The organism is Pseudoduganella dura (genome assembly GCF_009727155.1).
Taxonomy (GTDB): domain Bacteria; phylum Pseudomonadota; class Gammaproteobacteria; order Burkholderiales; family Burkholderiaceae_D; genus Rugamonas; species Rugamonas dura.
Map to the genome: position 1 here is coordinate 3,727,172 of NZ_WNWM01000002.1, position 19,939 is coordinate 3,747,110.

The 19,939-nt window shown below is 65.2% G+C and carries 19 protein-coding genes; 9 read left to right on the top strand and 10 right to left on the bottom strand.

The window, feature by feature from the left end; translation table 11 throughout:
* Positions 1-34: 34 nt before the first annotated feature.
* Positions 35-1,078, top strand: coding sequence for a phosphoribosylformylglycinamidine cyclo-ligase (purM, locus tag GJV26_RS16330; RefSeq protein WP_155709753.1), 1,044 nt, complete (start codon positions 35-37; stop codon positions 1,076-1,078).
* 235 nt (positions 1,079-1,313) lie between these two features.
* On the opposite strand, the gene GJV26_RS16335 is transcribed toward purM, so the two are convergent.
* Positions 1,314-1,535: a hypothetical protein gene (locus tag GJV26_RS16335; protein WP_155709754.1), complete on the bottom strand. Its 222-nt coding sequence runs from the start codon at positions 1,533-1,535 to the stop codon at positions 1,314-1,316.
* Positions 1,536-1,848: 313 nt separating this feature from the next.
* Here GJV26_RS16335 and GJV26_RS16340 point away from each other — a divergent pair, with 313 nt between their 5' ends.
* Positions 1,849-2,568 carry a sterol desaturase family protein gene (locus GJV26_RS16340; protein ID WP_155709755.1) on the top strand — a complete coding sequence of 240 codons (720 nt, stop codon included), beginning with the start codon at positions 1,849-1,851 and terminating at the stop codon, positions 2,566-2,568.
* Positions 2,569-2,581: 13 nt separating this feature from the next.
* On the opposite strand, the gene GJV26_RS16345 is transcribed toward GJV26_RS16340, so the two are convergent.
* From GJV26_RS16345 to GJV26_RS16385, 9 genes are all read right to left on the bottom strand, one after another.
* Positions 2,582-3,796, bottom strand: a complete 1,215-nt coding sequence (locus GJV26_RS16345; protein ID WP_155709756.1) for a 6-phosphofructokinase — start codon at positions 3,794-3,796, stop codon at positions 2,582-2,584.
* A gap of 67 nt (positions 3,797-3,863) precedes the next feature.
* The gene (locus tag GJV26_RS16350) at positions 3,864-4,421 is read right to left on the bottom strand and encodes a hypothetical protein (protein WP_155709757.1); all 558 of its coding nucleotides are present in this window, start codon (positions 4,419-4,421) and stop codon (positions 3,864-3,866) included.
* Between the two features lie 105 nt (positions 4,422-4,526).
* Complete coding sequence (locus tag GJV26_RS16355) at positions 4,527-5,036, bottom strand: hypothetical protein (protein WP_155709758.1); 510 nt, start codon at positions 5,034-5,036, stop codon at positions 4,527-4,529.
* Between the two features lie 116 nt (positions 5,037-5,152).
* Complete coding sequence (locus GJV26_RS16360; RefSeq protein ID WP_155709759.1) at positions 5,153-7,171, bottom strand: alpha/beta hydrolase family protein; 2,019 nt, start codon at positions 7,169-7,171, stop codon at positions 5,153-5,155.
* A gap of 102 nt (positions 7,172-7,273) precedes the next feature.
* A complete protein-coding gene (locus GJV26_RS16365; protein WP_229427927.1) occupies positions 7,274-9,106 on the bottom strand; it encodes an alpha/beta hydrolase family protein in 1,833 nt (610 codons plus the stop codon).
* Between the two features lie 268 nt (positions 9,107-9,374).
* Positions 9,375-11,429: a sodium:solute symporter family protein gene (locus tag GJV26_RS16370; RefSeq protein WP_155709760.1), complete on the bottom strand. Its 2,055-nt coding sequence runs from the start codon at positions 11,427-11,429 to the stop codon at positions 9,375-9,377.
* Positions 11,426-11,674 carry a DUF4212 domain-containing protein gene (locus tag GJV26_RS16375; RefSeq protein ID WP_155709761.1) on the bottom strand — a complete coding sequence of 83 codons (249 nt, stop codon included), beginning with the start codon at positions 11,672-11,674 and terminating at the stop codon, positions 11,426-11,428. The genes GJV26_RS16370 and GJV26_RS16375 overlap by 4 nt, the downstream gene beginning before the upstream one ends.
* Positions 11,667-13,232, bottom strand: a complete 1,566-nt coding sequence (locus GJV26_RS16380) for a sensor histidine kinase (RefSeq protein WP_173346097.1) — start codon at positions 13,230-13,232, stop codon at positions 11,667-11,669. Before GJV26_RS16380 ends, GJV26_RS16375 begins: the two co-directional genes overlap by 8 nt.
* The gene (locus GJV26_RS16385) at positions 13,229-13,921 is read right to left on the bottom strand and encodes a response regulator (protein ID WP_155709762.1); all 693 of its coding nucleotides are present in this window, start codon (positions 13,919-13,921) and stop codon (positions 13,229-13,231) included. Before GJV26_RS16385 ends, GJV26_RS16380 begins: the two co-directional genes overlap by 4 nt.
* 197 nt (positions 13,922-14,118) lie before the next feature.
* Here GJV26_RS16385 and recA point away from each other — a divergent pair, with 197 nt between their 5' ends.
* The 7 genes from recA (at position 14,119) to GJV26_RS16420 (ending at position 19,903) form a co-directional block, all read left to right on the top strand.
* The gene (gene recA, locus GJV26_RS16390; RefSeq protein ID WP_155709763.1) at positions 14,119-15,189 is read left to right on the top strand and encodes a recombinase RecA; all 1,071 of its coding nucleotides are present in this window, start codon (positions 14,119-14,121) and stop codon (positions 15,187-15,189) included.
* A 139-nt stretch (positions 15,190-15,328) separates the two neighbouring features.
* On the top strand, positions 15,329-15,799 hold the full coding sequence (recX, locus tag GJV26_RS16395; protein ID WP_155709764.1) for a recombination regulator RecX: 471 nt from the start codon (positions 15,329-15,331) through the stop codon (positions 15,797-15,799).
* A gap of 374 nt (positions 15,800-16,173) precedes the next feature.
* Positions 16,174-16,419: a hypothetical protein gene (locus tag GJV26_RS16400; RefSeq protein ID WP_155709765.1), complete on the top strand. Its 246-nt coding sequence runs from the start codon at positions 16,174-16,176 to the stop codon at positions 16,417-16,419.
* Between the two features lie 53 nt (positions 16,420-16,472).
* Entirely contained in the window at positions 16,473-17,642 is a 1,170-nt protein-coding gene (gene sucC / locus GJV26_RS16405) for an ADP-forming succinate--CoA ligase subunit beta (protein ID WP_155709766.1), read from the top strand.
* A gap of 13 nt (positions 17,643-17,655) precedes the next feature.
* Positions 17,656-18,537, top strand: a complete 882-nt coding sequence (gene sucD / locus GJV26_RS16410; RefSeq protein WP_145648775.1) for a succinate--CoA ligase subunit alpha — start codon at positions 17,656-17,658, stop codon at positions 18,535-18,537.
* 95 nt (positions 18,538-18,632) lie between these two features.
* Positions 18,633-19,223: an FHA domain-containing protein gene (locus GJV26_RS16415; RefSeq protein ID WP_155709767.1), complete on the top strand. Its 591-nt coding sequence runs from the start codon at positions 18,633-18,635 to the stop codon at positions 19,221-19,223.
* A gap of 212 nt (positions 19,224-19,435) precedes the next feature.
* The gene (locus GJV26_RS16420) at positions 19,436-19,903 is read left to right on the top strand and encodes a pilin (protein ID WP_155712530.1); all 468 of its coding nucleotides are present in this window, start codon (positions 19,436-19,438) and stop codon (positions 19,901-19,903) included.
* Positions 19,904-19,939: the final 36 nt, after the last annotated feature.

A 19,939-nucleotide genomic window follows, 5' to 3' on the forward strand; every position in this document is an offset into this window, starting at 1 on the left:
CTTCTATTTTACCGCCTCCGCTGCGAAAAACACCATGAGCCAACCTTCCAACGTATCCCTGTCCTACCGTGACGCCGGCGTCGACATCGACGCAGGTGATGCCTTAGTCGAAGCCATCAAGCCATTCGCCAAGCGTACCCTGCGCGAAGGCGTGATGGGCGGCATCGGCGGTTTCGGCGCGCTGTTCGAGATCAGCAAGAAGTTCAAGGAGCCGGTGCTGGTCTCCGGCACGGACGGCGTGGGCACGAAACTGAAGCTGGCTTTCGAGCTGAACCGCCATGACACGGTGGGCATCGACCTGGTGGCCATGAGCGTCAACGATATCCTGGTGCAGGGCGCCGAGCCGCTGTTCTTCCTCGACTATTTCGCCTGCGGCAAGCTGGACGTGGCCATCGCGACCGACGTCATCAAGGGCATCGCGCAGGGCTGCGAGCAGGCCGGCTGCGCGCTGATCGGCGGTGAAACGGCCGAGATGCCGAGCATGTACCCGGCCGGCGAATACGACCTGGCCGGCTTCGCCGTGGGTGCCGTGGAAAAATCGAAGTTGATCGACGGCACGAAGATCGCCCCGGGCGACGTGGTGCTGGGCCTGGCTTCGTCCGGCGCGCACTCGAACGGTTACTCGCTGGTGCGCAAGATCATCGAAGTGGCCAAGCCGGACCTGGATGCCGATTTCCACGGCCGCAAGCTGGCCGACGTGCTGATGGCGCCGACCCGCATCTACGTCAAGCCGCTGCTGGCACTGATGGAATCGATGGAAGTGAAGGGCCTGGTGCACATCACCGGCGGCGGCCTGGTCGAAAACATCCCGCGCGTGCTGCAGGACCACCTGACGGCCGAACTGCAGGCTTCGTCGTGGACCATGCCGCCGCTGTTCCAGTGGCTGCAGCAGCACGGCGGCGTGGCCGACGCCGAGATGCACCGCGTGTTCAACTGCGGCATCGGCATGACCGTGATCGTGTCGGCCGAAAACGCCGATGCGGCGATCGCCCAGCTGAGCGCGGCCGGCGAAACCGTGTCGCGCATCGGCACGATCCGCGCCCGCGCGGAGGGCGAGCACCAGACGATCGTCGTTTAAGGCGATCCCGCCTGCCGCGCTCCGCCGCGGCAGGTTTTTCTATTGCGCCCCCGTGCGCTTTTTCTTTCCTCGAACTCCCTCGCGTACTCCGCTTCCTGCTGCTTCGCTTCGGCCACGTCCAGTTCGCGGCGCAGCGAATCCGGCACGGAGGGATCGACAGGCAACAGCGTCGATTGTTCGCCGGCTCCCTACGACTGGTATTGCGTGCCGAAGCGTTGCGGCCGGCCGATGGTCGTCAGGAACCGGTCCAGGCTGGCCGCGGCCAGCCATTTGCCAGGTGCTCGCCCTTGCCAAGCTCGATGACGCAGAGATCGTGCGCCAGCAGGTGGTCCTCCGGCGCATGCGCGTGCCGCAGGATCATCGCGGCGTGAAGATGGTCCATGCCGCTCTTCAGCGCGTCGGCGGCGATCAGTGCCTTTACCCGCCGTTCGCGTTCGGCATCACGTGGGGTCACCATGGTCCAGTCGATGTCCCGCGCGTCGCGGTCGGCCTGGTCCTGCCGGAAAGCTTCGCCAGTTCGGCCGAAGTATCGGCCTGCGCCGCCATGGCGCAATGCGCCGCGCCCGCCACAAGCAAGCCAGCGGTGATCTTTCCAAATCCCATGCTTTGCTCCCGTTGTCCTTTGTTCCTGTTGTCCCGACCGTCATCAAGGCCATGAAAGTAGCGAAGCACGCTACCCCTGGTGGTCGATTATGCAACATGCGAGACAGGGGTGGCCAGCCTGGCACGCGCAGCATGATGATTGGAGTTCCCACTCACCGGAACCCATCATGCTGACCACCATCCTCATCGTCTTTGCCGCCTGTTTCATCCTCGAACGCCTGCGCCCGGGCTGGCGCCTGCCATCCATCCGCACGTGGCCGCTGCGGGTCCTGGCCATCAACGCCGCGCAGCTTGCCGTGGTGCTGGCGGCCGGCGTGACCTGGGAGCGCTGGGCGTCGTCCGCTTCGCTGTTCCACCTGTCGGACCACATGGGACCGGCGGCGGGCGGCATGCTGGCCTACTTCATCGCCACGTTCGTGTTCTACTGGTGGCACCGCGCGCGCCATGAATCCGACCTGCTGTGGCGGCTGTTCCACCAGATCCATCACAGCCCGCGGCGGATCGAAGTCATCACATCGTTCTACAAGCACCCGATCGAAATGATCGTCAATTCGATCATCGGCAGCCTGCTGGTGTATGCGCTGCTGGGGCTTTCTCCCGAGGCCGGCGCGGTCTATACACTGTGCACGGCGCTGGGCGAATTCTTCTATCACACCAGCGTGCGCACGCCGCGCTGGGTCGGCTGGTTCTTCCAGCGGCCGGAAATGCACCGCATTCACCACCAGCACGGCCGCCACAGGAACAACTATGGCGACATCGTGTGGTGGGACTGGCTGTTCGGCACTTACGAAAATCCGGCGACGTTCGACGCCACCTGCGGCTTCGATCCGGACAAGGAAGAACGGCTGCCGGACATGCTGGCGTGGCGGGACGTGCACCGCCGCTAACGCAAACCGGCTTCTATGGCTTCAGGATCTTCGCCACCCGCGCGCAGCGCAGCCGGAACGCATCGGGCATGCCCGACCCCAGCAACGGCCGCAGGTACAGCCGGAACGCATCGGTCACGTCGGTGCCCGACGGCGCGATGAATTCGTCTTCCATCGTGCGCGTCTTGCCGGCCACGTCGGAAAGCGGCAGCAGCGCATAGTCGGCCGAGTAGAAGCCGGTGCGGCGGATCGCCACGGAGCCGTCGCGGTCGCCCCAGAACGCGTATTGCACCGCCTTCTCGCCCACCTCGCGCGCTTCGCGCTGGTCCACGTCGGACACGCAGCCGATGAACGAGCGCTGCAGGTAGCCGAACGTGTCGCCGCGCACGCGCTTGATTCCCAGCTTCGCCTTGATCTCGTCGCACAGCAGATCGGCCAGCGCGCCGGTACCGGACAACTGCACGTTGCCGTGCGCATCCTTTTCAACCTCCCTGGCCAGCAGCGTGGCGATCGGCTTGCCGCTGGCATCGTGGATGCCTTCGGACACCGCGACCACGCAGCGGCCATGTCGCTCGTGGATGGCCTTCACGTCCGCCAGGAACGCCTCGATGCTGAAGGTGCGCTCGGGCAGGTAGACCAGGTGCGGACCATCGTCGGGGAATTTCTTGCCCAGCGCGGCGGCGGCCGTGAGAAAGCCCGCATGCCGTCCCATCACCACGCCCACGTACACGCCGGGCAGCGCGGCGTTATCCAGGTTCGCGCCCGCGAACGCTTGTGCCACGAAGCGCGCGGCCGATGGGAACCCCGGCGTGTGGTCGCTGCCCACCAGGTCGTTGTCGATGGTCTTCGGGATGTGGATCGCGCGCAGCGGGTAGCCGGCGGCGCGGGCCTGTTCGCTGACGATGCGCACCGTGTCCGACGAATCGTTGCCGCCGATGTAGAAGAAGTGCTCGATCTCGTGCGCGCGCAGCACGTTGAAGATCTCGGCGCAGTACTTGTCGTCCGGCTTGTCGCGCGTCGAACCCAGCGCCGACGACGGCGTGGCCGCCACCAGTTCCAGGTTGTGGCTGGTTTCCCGCGTGAGGTCGACGAACTCCTCGTCGACGATGCCGCGCACGCCGTGCAGCGCGCCGTACACCCGCGTCACGTCGCGAAAGCGCCGCGCCTCGAGCGCCACGCCCACCAGCGACTGGTTGATGACGGCGGTGGGGCCGCCTCCCTGTGCCACCAGAATTTTTCCGGAACCCATAGCCAACCTCCCTGTCGGATGAGAGTTGCCAGCATAACGCCATTTGGCCGCCCGCAGGACCCTGGCGCTACCGCTTCTCGCTGAAGTACGTGATGCGGTGCCCGAGCCTGCGGGCGAACGCGTCGATGAACTCGGGCGAAGGTTCCGGCCAGTCGAAGAACTCGAATGCCAGCATCACGAAACCCGACCCGTCGTGTTCCCATTCGCGCAAGGGGCTCGTTGCGCCGCAATCGGGGCACGCGACGGTATCGGGGCCGCCTTCGAGCCAATCGCTGCCTGCGTCCAGGTAATTCCTGATATCGACATCCTTGCGGCACTTCGGACAGGCAACGGTGTCGAAACCGGCCGACCGGCTGAACAGGAATTCGCGCCCGATTGCCACGCGCATGGCGGCATGGGACGGCTCGTCGGCGCCGGTGCCGGTATCGCCCGGGGCGGTCTGGTGGACCAGCATGAAATCCCGGCCCGCCGGGTAGCACGGTCCGTCACCGAAGCAGGCGTCGCATTGCCTGTCTTCGATGATGCGCCTGTCGACCAGCCAGGCCACCATGGCGGCGGCCGCTTCCTGCGCCTGTTCCAGCGTCTCGACTTCGCGGTCGAGAATGGTATCCACGTACACGCCCATGACATTTCCCTATATCGTTTGCATGATGATAAAAAGCGGACCAGCGCAGTGCCGGTCCGGCCGCGAATGCCGTGCGGTTCTTCGATGGCCGCCAGCCATCGTGCGTCATTTGCGCCCGCCGAAGTACGACATGCGGCGGCCGAGCCGGCGCGAGAACTCGGCGAGGAACTCGCGATTAAACTCCGGCCAATTGAAAAACTCGAATGCGAGCACCGCAAAGCCGGCGGTGGGGTGTTCCCATTCCGGCAAGGGGCTCATCTCCTTGCAATGCTCGCATTGCAGTGCTTCCGCCTTGCCCTCCAGCCACTCGAAACCGGCCTCGGTGTAGGCGGTGATCGACTTTTCCCCGCCACAGCGCGGGCACGGCACCGGCGGGAAATCGCCCGAACTGTTCCACAAGAATTCCCGGCCCACCACCACGCGCATGCCGTTCGTGCAGATCGTGGAGAACGAGGCGTAGTTGCTGTTGCCATATCCTGGCTGTACATTGGTGCAGGCCAGCAGGTAATCGGGGCCGGGCGGATAGCACGGGTTGTCGCCGAAACAGCCATTGCATTGCCGGTCTTCGATGATGCGCCTGTCGGCCAGCCAGGCCACCATGGCGGCGGCCAGCATCCGCGCCTCCTCCAGCGTGACCTCTTCGCGGACGACGATTTCATCGGCCCAGTAACCCATGCCGCCTCCCTGTCTCGTTTACAGCTGTTGTTACAGCTGTTGTTACACAGCCGTTGTCAGTCGGCCTGTTTCGGCCCCGCGGCACCGCTGCCGATATTGCGGTCCAGGAACTTCTCCACCCGTGTCCAGAAATCGATGCGGTTCTTCGCCAGCCGCCAGCCGTGGCCTTCTTCCGGATACTCGATCCACTCGACGTTCTTGTTGGTGGCGCCGACGGCATCGCGGAAACGCGTGCCGTGGGCGCGCGGCACGCGCCGATCGGCGCCGCCGTAGGCCATCAGCAGGGGCTGGTGCAGGCGGCTGGCCTGCTCGACGGGCGACACGGCCATCAGCTGGTCGGCGTCCTTTTCCAGGTCGCCGATCAGCCGCGGCATGCCGTAGCGGATGTACTGCGGCGGCAGGTCGGACGTGTGGAACCAGCTGCCGCCGTACATCAGCCTGATGTCGGTGACGCCCACCCAGTTCACGCCGCAGCGGTACAGGTCCGGCTCGCGAATCAGGCCCATCAGCGTGGCATAGCCGCCGTAGCTGGCGCCGGCGATGCAGATGCGCTGCGGATCGGCGATGCCCTGCTCGATCGCCCAGCGCGTGCCATCCGTGACATCGTCCTGCATCGCCCGGCCCCACTGCTTGAAGCCGGCGGTGAGGTGTTTCGCGCCATGGCCCGTGCTGCCGCGGAAATCCGGCTCCAGCACCGCGTAGCCGCGCGAAGCGAGGAACTGCGCATCGGCCGACCATCCCCACGTAACGCCGCGCACCCACGGGCCGCCATGCACCAGCACGACCATCGGCAGCCTGTCGGTGGTTTTCGCGCCATTGGGCAGCGTCAGCAGTACCGGAATCTGCATGCCGTCGCGCGCCGGATAGGAAACGAGCTGCTGCCGGCCCATCTTCGTGGCATCGAGTTTCGGCTGCGACTGGGCGAGCACGGTCAGCTTGCCGGTCTCGCGGTTGTAGACGAAATAGACGCGCGGCTGCATGTCCGAGTACGTGGTCACCAGCACGAACGGCGACTCAGGCCGGCGTGGAATCGAGATCAGGTTGACGAGGCCGGGCAGCTTCGCATCCACCGTTTCCTGCAGCGCCTTCAGGTCGGGATCGAGCCACTCGGTGGCATACGAATCGCCCAGGTAGCGCACGCCCACCAGTTTGCCGCCGCTGCGGATCAGGCGGCCCGAAAAGTCGTAGCGCTGCACGGAAAACCGCGGTACCGGATCGATCTTCCCGGCCGCCAGGTCGAAGGTATGCACGGCGGTCTTGTCGCTGCCGTGGCGCGCGGCCACGTACAGGCGGCCTTCGCTGTCGAAGTCGAGCGGCGAAAAGCCGCCGGCTTCCGCGATCCAGGCATCGAAGGTGGTGATGGGGCGCCATTTGTCGCCCATTTTGTCGTCGCGCAGCCAGATCGTGTTCTTGCCGTCTTCCAGCGTGGTGGCCATGCGCGGCTCGCCGCGCGCATCGAGCATCCACTGCTGCACGCTGCCCGGTTGCGGCACGCCGCTGCTGCGCCCGGTGCGCGTGTCCAGCCGCAGCAGCTGGGTCGAACGCACGCCGCCGCCGGGCGCGAAGTTCACGCTCTGCACGTAGACGGCATCGGAATCCTGCGCACCCCGTTGCGGCATCATGTAGGTATGCCAGGGCAGCAGCTTCGATGCCGCCGGGGTGGTGATGAAATCGGCGCGGCGCTGCGCCAGCTGGCGGAAGTTCCTGCCGTCGCGGTCCACCGCGAACAGGCCCGGCGCGGCCGTCACGTCGCCCGCGCCCACGTCCTTGTCGGTGCTGTCGAACAGCAGGCGGTCGTCGTTGACCCACTGGAAGTCGCCGATGTCGCCATCGGAGAACTCGGCCACCACCTGCGCTTTCGACGTTGCCAGCTCCACCACGGCCAGCCGGTCGCGGCCGCTGGCGCCGGGCACCTTGGCCGCCACGTACCGGCCGTTGGGCGACAGTTGCGCGCCGCCGAACGCGGAAGGGCCGAAGAAGTCGGCGACAGGCGGCGGGGCCGCCTGGGCTGCCCAGGCGGCGCCCAGCAGGGCGGCGGCCAGCGCCAGGAAGGAAACGCGGATACGCAGTGACATGACACGTGGTGAAGTTGGCAAGGCCGCCAACTTACCATGGCGGCCCCCGTCACTTTCTCTCGGAATGTCACCAGCAGGGTTATTCACGCCGGCCGCGCCGGATTATTTTGCGGTGCCTGTGCTCGTATCCGTGCCCGTGCCCGTGCCGATGTGCCGGCCGAGGAATTTTTCGGCGCGGGTCCAGAAGTCGAAGCGGTTCTTCGGCAGCGTCCAGCCGTGGCCTTCGTCGGCATACTCGACCCATTCGACATTGCTGTTGGTGGCGCTCACCGCGTCGCGCAGGCGCACGCCATGCACGCGCGGCACGCGGCGGTCGGCGCTGCCGTGGGCCAGCAGCAGCGGCTGGCGCAGCCGCGCCGCCTGTGCCACCGGCGAGGTGGCGGCCAGCTGGGCGGCATCCTTCTCCAGGTCGCCCACCAGCTGCGGCATGCCGTAGCGGATGTACTGCGCCGGCAGGTCGGAACTGTGGAACCAGGTGCCGTACATCAGCCGGATATCGGATACGCCGGCCCAGGCGATGCCGCAGCGGTACAGGTCCGGGTCGCGGATCAGGCCCATCAGCGTGGCATAGCCGCCGTAGCTGGCGCCGGCGATGCAGATGCGCTTCGGATCGGCGATGCCCTGTTCGATCGCCCAGCGCGTGCCGTCGGCCACGTCGTCCTGCATCGCCAGGCCCCACTGTTTCATGCCGGCGGTGAAGTGCTTCGCCCCATAGCCGGTGCTGCCGCGGAATTCCGGCTGCAGTACCGCGTAGCCGCGCGAGGCGAGGAACTGGGCCTCCGCCGACCAGCCCCACTCGGTGCCGCGCACCCACGGGCCGCCGTGCACCAGCACCACCATCGGCAGCTTGTCCGTGCGGCCGGCACCGGGCGGCAAGGTCAGCAGGGCAGGGATCGGCAGGCCGTCGCGTGCCGTGTAGAGCACGTTTTCCTGGCTGCCCATCTGCCGGCGGTCGATCCGGGGATGGGACTTGCCGACCGGGCTGAACTTGCCGGTGTCGCGGTTGAACAGCAGGAAGATCGCGGGCTGCCTGTCGGAGTAGGTCGTGACCAGCACGAACGGCGTTTCCGGCCGGCGCGGTACTTCGACCAGGTTCACCATGCCGGGCAGCCTGGCGTCGATGGTTTCCTGCAGCGCTTTCAGCTCGGGATCGAGCCACACGGTGTCCAGCGCATCGCCCTTGTAGCGGATGCCGGCCAGCTTGCCGCGCACCTGGATCAGGTGGCCGATGAAATCGTGGCGCTCCAGCGCCATCACTGGTACCGCGCTCAGCTTGCCGGTTGCCGGATCGAGGGTATGCAGCGCCGTCCTGTCGCCGGTGCCGCGGTACGCAACGTAGACGCGGCCGTCGGAGGTGAAGTCCAGCGGCGTGAAGCCGTTGGCAAGATCGAGCCAGGCATCGGTGGTGTTCAGCGCGCGCCACTTGCCGCGCATCCTGTCATCGTCCAGCAGCCAGACGGTGCGCTTGCCCGCTTCGCGCGTGGTGGCCATGCGCGGCTCGCCCCGTGCGTCCAGCAACCAGTCCTGCACATGGCCCGGTTCGTCCACTTCGGTGGCGCGGCCGGTGCGGGTATCGAGGCGCAGCAGTTCGATCGCCAGCACGCTGCCGGTTGTTTCGAAATGCACGCTGCGCACGTAGACGGCATCCGAATCCTGCGCGCCCGGTTGCGGCAGCATGTAGGTATACCAGGGCAGCAGCCGTTCCGCATCGCCGTTGCGGACCCAGCTGCCGCGGCGTTCCGCCAGCTGGCGGTAGTGCCTGCCGTCGCGGTCCACCGCGAACAGCCCCGGCGCGGCATTGACTTCGCCGGGTGCCCGGTTCTTGTCGGTGCTGTCGAACAGCAGGCGCTTGTCGCTGACCCACTGGAAGTTGCCGATATCGCCGTCGGAGAACGAGGCCACGATCGTTGCCTCGAGCGTCGCCAGGTCGACCACGGCCAGCCGGTCGTGTACGCCGCCGGTACTGACCTTGGCGGCCAGGTGGCGCCCGCTGGGCGAGAGCAGGGCGCCGCCGAACTCGGCGTTGCTGAAAAAGTCTTACACGGGCAGCGGCGCGGCGTGCGCGCGGCCGGAAAGCAGCAGGGCGGCGGCCAGCAGGGCGGCCGTCAAAAAGGTGGGAATCGGCATGGATCGACAATCAGGACGGGGCGCAGAACATAGCACGTGCTCCGGTCCCGCTTTCTCGCCAAATGTCACGATGCCACTATTTATTTGGTTCGCCGGTTTCCGGCGCCCGGACGTGCCGCACCAGTGCCGCCTGGCGTGGCGCCGGCGGCGGCGTGAGCAGGCTGACGATCGCCAGCGCCGCCAGCCCGGCCGGCACGCCGAACACGGCGGCCGAGATCGGCGCGATGTCGAACCACTGGGCGGCCGCGCTGCCGCCCAGCGTGGGGTTGGTGCGCACCATGTAGAACTGGCAGACGAGGAAACCCGCCGCCATGCCGGCCAGTGCCCCCCAGTGGTTGGCGCGGCGCCAGAACACGCCCATCACCAGCCCCGGGAACAGCGTCGAGGCGGCCAGCGAGAACGCGGCGCCCACCAGCGACAGGATGTCGCCCGGCTTCGACGACGCCCAGTACGCGGCCACGAACGCCACGCCCAGCAGGATCAGCTTCGAGATCGTCACGCGCTTCTGGGTGGAGGCTTTCGGGTCGACGATCTTGTAGTACACGTCGTGCGACAGCGCGTTCGAGATCGCCAGCAGCAGGCCGTCGGCCGTGGACAGCGCCGCCGCCAGCCCGCCGGCCGCCACCAGGCCGGAGATCACGTACGGCAGGCCGGCGATTTCCGGCGTGGCCAGTACCAGCACGTCGCCGTCGATGGCGATCTCGGCCAGTTGCACGATGCCGTCGCCATTGATGTCGGTGATGCTGATCAAGGGGTTGGCGCGGTCCACGCTGGCCCAGTACGACACCCAGGTGGGCAGGTCGGCGAAGTTGCTGCCGACCAGGGCGCTGTACACGTCATACTTGACCAGCACGGCCAGCGCGGGGATCGTCAGGTAGATCAGCAGGATGAAGAACAGCGTCCAGAACACGGAGACGCGGGTTTCGTCGACCGATGGCGTGGTGTAGGAGCGCATCAGGATGTGCGGCAGCGCGGCCGTGCCCAGCATCAGGCAGAATGCCAGCGCGATGAAATTGCGGCGCTTGATGTCCGACTGTTCCCCGGTGGCGCCGGGGAAGGGCACCGCGTGGGGCGTGATCGGCCGCGCGCGTTTCAGGTTCTCGTCGCGCGCCGCGCCCCAGATGGCCACGGCGTCTTCCGCATTCTTCGGGTAGGCGGTCAGCGCGCGCTCGGCGGTGCGGATTTCCAGCAGCGTGGCATTGCGCAGGCGCACGCTGTCCAGGTAGTGCTGCAGTGCGGCGCGGCCGCTTTCCCACGACGTGGGCAGGCCGTTCAGGCGCTGCTGGTACTGCGCGGCGCGCTCGCGGAACACTTCGCGCACGGCGGTTTCCTTCTCGTCCGCCGCCAGGGCGGCTTCGCGGGCCGAGAGCTGCGGCAGCAGCTTGCCGTAGGCCACCTGCGGGATCGGATTGCCGCTGTGCTTGGCGGACAGCCACATGGCCGGGATCAGGAACGCGGCCACGATGATGATGTACTGCGCCACCTGGGTCCACGTGATCGCCCGCATGCCGCCCAGGAACGAGCACACCAGGATGCTGGCCAGGCCCAGGAAGATGCCGACGGAGAAATCCACGCCGGTGAAGCGCGAGGCGATCAGGCCCACCGCATAGATCTGCGCCACCACATACGTGAACGAGACGAGGATCGTGGCGGCCACCGCGCACAGCCGCACCGCGCGGCCGTTGGCCGGCCCGCCGTAGCGCTCGGCCAGGAAATCGGGAATCGTGTACTGGCCGAACTTGCGCAGGTAGGGCGCGATCAGCAGCGCCACCAGCACGTAGCCGCCGGTCCAGCCCATCACGAACGCCAGGCCGTCGAAGCCGTTCAGGTACAGCGTGCCCGCCAGGCTGATGAAGCTGGCGGCCGAGATCCAGTCGGCCGCGGTGGCCATGCCGTTGTACAGCGCCGGCACGCGGCGCCCGGCCACGTAGTACTCGGACACGTTCGACGTGCGCGATACCAGCCCGATCGACGCGTACAGCACGATGGTGGCGAACATGAACATGTAGCCGATCCACACGCGCGGCATGCCTTCGCTTTCCAGCACGGCCAGCGACAGCAGGAAGGCCGCGAAGCACGCCGTGAAGATGAGATAGTAGCGCGACAGGCGCTGTTTGAAAGTGCGCTTCAAGCACGCTCCCGTTGCCGGCGATCGAGGCGGCGCATGCGCCACGCATAGATGCCGACGATCGCAAGGTAGACCAGCGACGCGCCCTGCGCCGCCAGGTAGAACGACAGCGGCCAGCCAAAGATCGTCAGGCCGGCCAGTTCGCGGGCAAAGAATACGGCAAGGAAGCTGGTGGCGAGCCAGGCCGCCAGCAGGATCGCGGTAAGGCGGCGCGTGCCGCGCCAGTAGTCGTCGGTGTGATCAGCCATGGTAGGGCGGCTCCTCTGCGCCGGGCGTTGCCGGCGGCCGCGCCGGGAACGTCAGCCGGAACAGGCTGCCGGGATATTTGGGATGGGTGGCGCGCGGATTGCTGAAGATATCGACCTCGGCGCCGTGCTGCTGGGCGATCTCGCGCACGATCGCCAGCCCCAGGCCGCTGCCCTCGGCGCTGCTGCCCAGGATGCGGTAGAAGCGCTCGAACACGTGCAGGCGCTCGGCGGGCGGGATGCCGGGGCCGGTATCCTCGATTTCCAGCACGGGCGCTCCGGCCTCTTCGGGCACGGGGGCTTCATTGGCGCTGACGCGCACCGTCACGCTGCCGCCTTGCGGCGTGTAGCGCAGCGCGTTGTCGATCAGGTTCGACAGCAGTTCGCGCAGCATCACCGCGTTGCCGTCGATAAGCACCGGCGCATCGGGAACTTCGACGCCGAGGTCGATACGGTAATTGAACGACGCCGGCACCCAGTCGCGCACGGCGTTGCATGCCACCTCGGCCAGGTCGAGCGGCTCGAACGCGGTGCCGGCCTGCGGCTGGTTTTCCGCCCGTGCCAGTGCCAGCAGCTGGTTGACGAGGCGGGTGGCGGCCTCGGAGCTTTTCGCCAACTGCTCCAGCGAGCGGTGGATCTCCTGCTGGTCGGTCTGGCGCAGCGCCAGTTCCGACTGCATGCGCATGCCGGCCAGCGGCGTCTTCATCTGGTGCGCCGCATCGGCGATGAAGCGCTTCTGCATTTCGATCGATTGCGACAGCCGTGCCAGCATGTCGTTGAGCGAGCGGACCAGCGGCGTGATTTCTTCCGGCACCTGGTTCGGCGCGATGGGCGACAGGTCGTCGATCGGGCGGGCTCGAATGCGTTCCTGCAGTTCCGCCAGCGGCAGCAGCCCCCGGGAAAGGGCGAACCAGACCAGGGCCAGCACGACCGGCAGGATGATGAACTGCGGCAAGATCACGCCCTTGATGATTTCGTTGGCGAGCTTGGCGCGCTTTTCCAGCGTTTCGGCCATCTGCACCAGCGCCAGGCGCGGCGCGCGGTTGCGGTTTTCTTCCAGGTTCACGTAGGCATAGGCCACGCGGATCGGCGTGCCGTGCAGGATGGCGTTGCGAAAGTGCACGGTGCCGGGCGTTGTCGTCTCGCCGTCAGGCGCCGGGTCGGGGTGGGGCAGGTCGCGGTCGCCGTCGATATAGCGGCCCTGCGGGCCCAGGATCTGGAAATACACGCTGTCGATATCGTCGGCGCGCAGGATGTCGCGCGCGGGGCCGGGCAGGCCCGCGGTCAGGCGGGTCACGCCGTTGACCTCGCGCACCTGCTGCGCCAGCACGGTGACCGAATCCTCCAGCGCATGGTCGAACGGCTGGTTGGCGATCGATTTCGCCACGAGATAGGTGATGGCGATGCTCATCGGCCACAGTATCAGCAGCGGGGCCAGCATCCAGTCGAGGATTTCGCCGAACAGCGAATGCTGGATGTCGCCTTCGTCCTCGAGCGCCGGGCTCCACGCCGCATCGGACGGGCCGGCGTCGGCGGCCGACCTGTCGGTCGGCCCGTTCACTTCGTTTCGGCCGCGGCGGCGCCGGGATATTTCTCGAGACAGTAGCCGAGGCCGCGCACGGTGGCGATGCGCACGCCGCCCACTTCGATCTTCTTGCGGAGCCGGTGCACGTAGACCTCGATCGCGTTGTTGCTCACTTCCTCGCCCCATTCGCACAGGTGATCGACCAGCTGCTCCTTCGACACGAGGCGGCCGGCGCGGGCCAGCAGGATCTCGAGCAGGCCCAGCTCGCGGGCGGACAGGTCGAGCATCTGTTCGTTGATATAGGCGCTGCGGCCCACCTGGTCGTAGGTGAGCGGGCCATGCTTGACCACGGTGGAGCCGCCGCCCTGGCCGCGGCGGGTCAGCGCCCGTACCCGCGCCTCCAGTTCGGACAGCGCGAACGGCTTGGCCATGTAATCGTCGGCGCCCAGGTCGAGGCCAGTTACGCGTTGTTCCACGGAATCGGCCGCCGTGAGGATCAGCACCGGCAGCAGCGACGCGCGGGCGCGCAGCCGGCGCAATACTTCGAGCCCGGGCAACTTAGGCAGGCCCAGGTCCAGGATCAGCAGGTCGAACTCCTGCGTCGACAGGGCGGTATCGGCTTCCTGCCCGTTCTTCACGCAGTCGATGGCATAGCCGGACTGGCGCAGAGAGCGCGTCAGGCCGTCGGCCAGGACACTGTCATCTTCGGCTAGTAAAATACGCATGTTGGCAATCGGGCATGGGTGGCTATTTCATTGTACTCAATGTGCGACGCCCATTGGCAAAGCGCTGTAAAAGCACTGTGGCGGCATCACCTGGGGCATCGCTTGCACATCACTTAGCGCTTGCAAAAACCACTGGATGCATATACAGTACTGCCTGTACCAACAGGAATCTCTGAATCGATAAAGGCGAAGACATCATGGACGACAAGAAAGCGGCAGTACCTGCATCCGAAAAAGCCAAGGCGCTGGCCGCGGCACTGGCACAGATTGAAAAGCAGTTCGGCAAGGGCTCCGTCATGCGCATGGACGCAAGCGCCCCGCTGGAAGAAGTCCAGACCGTGTCTACCGGCTCGCTGGGCCTGGATATCGCGCTCGGCGTCGGCGGCCTGCCGCGTGGCCGCGTGGTCGAGATCTACGGTCCGGAATCGTCCGGTAAAACCACGCTCACATTGCAGACCATTGCAGAAATGCAAAAGATCGGCGGCACCTGCGCGTTCATCGACGCGGAACACGCGCTGGACGTGACCTATGCGCAAAAGCTGGGTGTCAACCTGCACGAGCTGCTGATTTCGCAGCCGGACACGGGCGAACAGGCCCTGGAAATCTGCGATGCGCTGGTGCGTTCCGGCTCCGTGGACATGATCGTGATCGACTCGGTGGCGGCGCTGACGCCACGCGCCGAGATCGAAGGCGACATGGGCGACTCGCTGCCGGGCCTGCAGGCACGCCTGATGTCCCAGGCGCTGCGCAAGCTGACCGGCACGATCAACCGTACCAACACGCTGGTCATCTTCATCAACCAGATCCGCATGAAGATCGGCGTGATGTTCGGCAGCCCGGAAACCACCACCGGCGGTAACGCGCTGAAGTTCTACGCCTCCGTGCGCCTGGACATCCGCCGTACCGGCTCGATCAAGTCGGGCGACGAAGTGATCGGTAACGAAACGAAGGTGAAGGTCGTCAAGAACAAGATCGCGCCGCCGTTCAAGGAAGCGCACTTCGACATCCTGTATGGCGAAGGCACGTCCCGCGAAGGCGAGATCATCGACCTGGGCGTGGAAGCGAAGATCGTCGAGAAGTCCGGCTCGTGGTACAGCTACGGCGGCGAGCGCATCGGCCAGGGCAAGGACAATGCCCGCACCTACCTGCGCGAGCGTCCGGCGCTGGCCCGCGAGATCGAGAACAAGGTTCGCGTCTCGCTGGGTGTGCGCGAGCTGCAGTCGGCCGAAAGCGAAGCCGTGCCGGCGAAGCTGAAGGCTGTCGAGTAAGCTTGCCGACGCCCCGAACTGATCCCCTGGTCTCGTAACGAGGCTCTCATCGCCACCGACCGCTTTGCGGCGGTGGCGATGTTTTTTTATACTGGCCGCGCTTTATCAACCATAACGCTTTTCATCACCAACCATACCGATGCGCGCACCACCTCCCAGCCTGAAAGCCCGCGCACTGCGCCTGCTGTCCACCCGCGAGCACAGCCGCCTGGAGCTGGCCCGCAAGCTGGCGCGCCACGCGGAAGAGGGCGACGATATCGATGCGCTGCTCGACTGGCTGGAAAAGAACCGCTGGCTGTCGGAAGAGCGCTTTTCCGAATCGCTGATCCACCGGCGCTCGGCCCGTTACGGCAACAGCCGCATCCTGGCCGAACTGCAAAGTCATGGCGTGAAGGGCGAGGCGCTGCAGGAATTGAAGGCCGGGCTGGCCGAGGATGAAGTGGCGCGCTGCTGCGAAGTCTGGAACCGCAAGTTCCGCGGCAAGGTCGCCGAGGATGCCGAGGAGCGCGGCAAGCAGATGCGCTTCCTGATCGGGCGCGGCTTTTCGCAAAAGGCCGTGCGCGCGGCGATGAAGGGCTACGACCCGGATGATGACTTTGGAAATATCTGATATTCACGCAGTGAAGAGCAGCCCGCGGGCTGCTTTTTTGTTGCCTTGGAATCGCTGGAAAATCGGTGACAGGCTCCGATTCTTTTGAAATGTTTCCTGAAAACGGGAGCCTGTCACCGGTTTTTTTCGTCCGGCGGGCAGCGTGGCAGCCCGCCGGCGGCCGCAGTCGTACGATCACTTTGCTATCCAGTGCCTGAACGGTGTGCTACACTTTTGTGGTTTTATGCAGCACCGCGGGTGCGGTGGTTGTCCGTAGAAGCTGCGGCAACGTACGAATTCAGTACATGGCTGCTTACTAATTTGGCCGCGCGAGCGGCATCGGTGTTATGTCTCTGTCAAATCCTATCGAGAGTGCGCTTTCCCCACTGCGCGCCATGGACATCCAGGCGTTCGCGCGCGGGGATGCACCGTGGGATTGCGACCCCCATGACGCCGACATCTCAGTCAACGACACCCTGCTGGCTTCCATGATTCCGGTTGCCGCCAGCGCCACGCACCCGCAGAAAAACCGTCTCCGCCCGATTGCCACGCCATCTTCATCGATGACGCGCCGATGGCCCGGTAACGACCCACGCTGGGCGGCGCACGCCGCCGCCACAGCCCAGGTGCCGCACGACTGAAGCAGCAGCAACATCCAACCCATTTCAAATTCAGCATCAGAAGGGAAGCCAGCATGAAGATCCATGAGTATCAAGGCAAAGAAATCCTCCGGAAGTTCGGAGTGACGGTTCCGCGCGGCATTCCGTGCCTGTCCGTGGACGAAGCAGTGAAAGCTGCCGAGACCCTGGGCGGCTCGGTATGGGTGGTCAAGGCGCAGATCCACGCCGGTGGCCGTGGCAAGGGCGGCGGCGTGAAGGTCGCCAAGTCGCTGGAACAGGTCAAGGAATATGCCGACCAGATCCTGGGCATGCAGCTGGTAACCCACCAGACCGACGCCAACGGCCAGAAAGTGCGCCGCCTGCTGATCGAAGAAGGCGCCGACATCAAGAAGGAACTGTACATCTCGCTGGTCACCGACCGCGTTTCGCAGCGCGTGGTGCTGATGGCCTCCTCCGAAGGCGGCATGGACATCGAAGAAGTGGCCGAATCGCACCCGGAAAAAATCCACAACGTGATCATCGACCCGGCCGTGGGCCTGACCGATGCGGATGCCGACGACGTCGCCCGCAAGATCGGCGTGCCGGAAGCCTCGATCGCCGACGCGCGCACCAACCTGCAAGGCTTGTACAAAGCCTACTGGGAAACCGATGCGTCGCTGGCTGAAATCAACCCGCTGATCCTGACCGGCGACGGCAAAGTGATCGCGCTGGACGCCAAGTTCAACTTCGATTCGAACGCGCTGTTCCGTCACCCGGAAATCGTCGCCTACCGCGACCTGGACGAAGAAGACCCGGCCGAAGTCGAAGCATCGAAGTTCGACCTGGCATACATCTCCCTGGATGGCAATATCGGCTGCCTGGTGAACGGCGCCGGCCTGGCCATGGCCACGATGGACACGATCAAGCTGTTCGGCGGCGAGCCGGCCAACTTCCTGGACGTGGGCGGTGGCGCAACGGCCGAGAAAGTGACCGAAGCATTCAAGATCATGCTGAAGAACCCGGGCCTGAAGGCAATCCTGGTGAACATCTTCGGCGGCATCATGCGTTGCGACGTGATCGCCGAAGGCGTGATCACTGCATCGAAGGCAGTTTCGCTGCAGGTACCGCTGGTCGTGCGCATGAAGGGCACCAACGAAGACCTGGGCAAGAAGATGCTGGCCGACTCCGGCCTGCCGATCATCGCCGCCGACACGATGGAAGACGCAGCGAAGAGCGTTGTTGCCGCTGCTGCCGGTCAAGCTTAATTAAGGAACGAATATGTCTATTCTGATCAACAAAGACACCAAAGTCATCACCCAGGGCATCACCGGCAAGACCGGCCAGTTCCACACCCGCATGTGCCGCGACTACGCGAACGGCAAAGAGGCCTTCGTGGCCGGTGTGAACCCGAAGAAAGCCGGCGAAGATTTCGAAGGCATTCCGATCTACGCAACCGTCAAGGAAGCGGCATCGGAAACCGGTGCAACCGTTTCCGTGATCTACGTGCCGCCAGCCGGCGCCGCCGCCGCGATCTGGGAAGCCGTTGAAGCCGAGCTGGAACTGGCGATTTGCATCACCGAAGGCATTCCTGTCCGCGACATGATGGAAATCAAGGATCGCATGGCCAAGGCCGGTTCGAAGACCCTGCTGCTGGGCCCGAACTGCCCAGGCCTGATCACCCCGGACGAAATCAAGATCGGCATCATGCCGGGTCACATCCACCGCAAGGGCCGTATCGGCGTGGTGTCCCGTTCGGGCACGCTGACGTACGAAGCCGTCGGTCAGCTGACCGCGCTGGGCCTGGGCCAGTCGTCGGCAGTCGGCATCGGCGGCGACCCGATCAACGGCCTGAAGCACATCGACGTGATGCGCATGTTCAACGACGATCCTGATACCGACGCGGTCATCATGATCGGCGAAATCGGCGGTCCGGACGAAGCCAACGCCGCGCGCTGGATCAAGGACAACATGAAGAAGCCGGTCGTCGGCTTCATCGCCGGTGTTACCGCTCCTCCGGGCAAGCGCATGGGCCACGCCGGCGCGCTGATCTCCGGCGGTGCCGATACCGCCGATGCCAAGCTGGAAATCATGGAAGCCTGCGGCATCACCGTGACGAAGAACCCGTCCGAGATGGCCCGCCTGCTGAAGGCAATGCTGTAATTTAAGCAATTCCGCCCGGGCTGGCTCGGGTTGTCCGATAATGACGGGGGCTTCGGCCCTCGTTTTTATTTGGCAACCCGATTGGAGGCGATGCGTTGGCGAAGATCCTGATTTCCCGCGATGGCGTACTGGAAAAAACCGTGCAGCTCACCAAGGAGCGCATGACGATCGGCCGGCGCCGCGACAACGACATCGTGCTCGAACACCAGACCGTCAGCGGCGAACACGCGGCGATCACGACGATCCTCGACGACTCGTTCCTGGAAGACCTGCAATCGACCAACGGCACGTTCGTCAACGGCCACCGCGTGGGAAAACATTTCCTACAGCATGGCGACACCATCAAGCTGGCCAGGTACCGGATCGAATTCGTGGCGGACGGCATCCGCGCCATCAGCGGCATTTCCTCCGTGCCGGTCACGCTGCCCGCGGCCCGCATCGAAGTGCTCAACGGCAGCAATGCCGGCCGCCGGGTGGAACTGAACAAGCCGCAAACCAGCCTCGGCCGCGCCGGCGTGCAGGTGGTGGTCATCAACCGTACCGACGCCGGCTATGCGGCCGTGCACACGGAAGGCGACCGTATTCCACTGTTGAACGGGAATGCGCTCGCCAAATTGCCGCAGGCACTGGCGGACGGCGATGTGCTGGATCTTTCCGGCACGCAAATGGCATTCAGGTTGAATTGACAAAAATCGTCAGCTGACAGTTTTTGCAGGGTCTTGTGACAATTTGCGGAAGCCGGGCTGACGAAAAATGTCACTATGCGTGCCGATAAAGCATTGTTCCAACGGATTCCGGCGACTTTTTGCCTGAAAGCCGGCTGGCACGCGTATTGCTCTATATCAAGCATACCAACCCCGTTCTGTTATCTACCTGAAGGAGCCTCACCATGAAATCCATGAACCAGAAAGCCCAAGCCGGTTTCACCCTGATCGAGCTGATGATCGTCGTTGCCATCATCGGTATCCTGGCTGCCGTGGCGATTCCTGCGTACCAGAATTATGTGAAACGCGCCGCCTACACCGAAGTCGTCAGCCAGATGACTTCGTACAAGCTGGCCATCGAAGAAGCATTCCAGAACGGCGTGGCACTCGACGCCATGGATGCCGCCACGGGCGGTGCCGATCCTACCGCGGGCAGCGGTCTGCCGAAGACTCCGGCCGCATCGACGACCGGCGTGTTCAACAGCCTGGCAGTGACCAACGGCGCCATCACCGCGACGCCGAACGCCGTCAAGGGCATCGCCACCACCGACACCTGCGTGCTGACCCCGACCACTGCCGGTGGCGACGCCGCTTCCGGTACCCAGCGCCTGACCTGGACCTACTCCGGTGCCTGCGTGACCGCCGGTTATGTGAAGAACTGATCGTCGTTCAATCAATCCTGAAAGCCGCCATGCGTA

Coding starts and splice junctions, on each gene's coding strand:
- purM (WP_155709753.1), top strand. CDS start 35: ATGAGCCAACCTTCCAACGTATCCCTGTCCTACCGTGACGCCGGCGTC.
- GJV26_RS16335 (WP_155709754.1), bottom strand. CDS start 1,535: ATGGTGACCCCACGTGATGCCGAACGCGAACGGCGGGTAAAGGCACTG.
- GJV26_RS16340 (WP_155709755.1), top strand. CDS start 1,849: ATGCTGACCACCATCCTCATCGTCTTTGCCGCCTGTTTCATCCTCGAA.
- GJV26_RS16345 (WP_155709756.1), bottom strand. CDS start 3,796: ATGGGTTCCGGAAAAATTCTGGTGGCACAGGGAGGCGGCCCCACCGCC.
- GJV26_RS16350 (WP_155709757.1), bottom strand. CDS start 4,421: ATGGGCGTGTACGTGGATACCATTCTCGACCGCGAAGTCGAGACGCTG.
- GJV26_RS16355 (WP_155709758.1), bottom strand. CDS start 5,036: ATGCTGGCCGCCGCCATGGTGGCCTGGCTGGCCGACAGGCGCATCATC.
- GJV26_RS16360 (WP_155709759.1), bottom strand. CDS start 7,171: ATGTCACTGCGTATCCGCGTTTCCTTCCTGGCGCTGGCCGCCGCCCTG.
- GJV26_RS16375 (WP_155709761.1), bottom strand. CDS start 11,674: ATGGCTGATCACACCGACGACTACTGGCGCGGCACGCGCCGCCTTACC.
- GJV26_RS16385 (WP_155709762.1), bottom strand. CDS start 13,921: ATGCGTATTTTACTAGCCGAAGATGACAGTGTCCTGGCCGACGGCCTG.
- recA (WP_155709763.1), top strand. CDS start 14,119: ATGGACGACAAGAAAGCGGCAGTACCTGCATCCGAAAAAGCCAAGGCG.
- recX (WP_155709764.1), top strand. CDS start 15,329: ATGCGCGCACCACCTCCCAGCCTGAAAGCCCGCGCACTGCGCCTGCTG.
- GJV26_RS16400 (WP_155709765.1), top strand. CDS start 16,174: ATGGACATCCAGGCGTTCGCGCGCGGGGATGCACCGTGGGATTGCGAC.
- sucC (WP_155709766.1), top strand. CDS start 16,473: ATGAAGATCCATGAGTATCAAGGCAAAGAAATCCTCCGGAAGTTCGGA.
- sucD (WP_145648775.1), top strand. CDS start 17,656: ATGTCTATTCTGATCAACAAAGACACCAAAGTCATCACCCAGGGCATC.
- GJV26_RS16420 (WP_155712530.1), top strand. CDS start 19,436: ATGAACCAGAAAGCCCAAGCCGGTTTCACCCTGATCGAGCTGATGATC.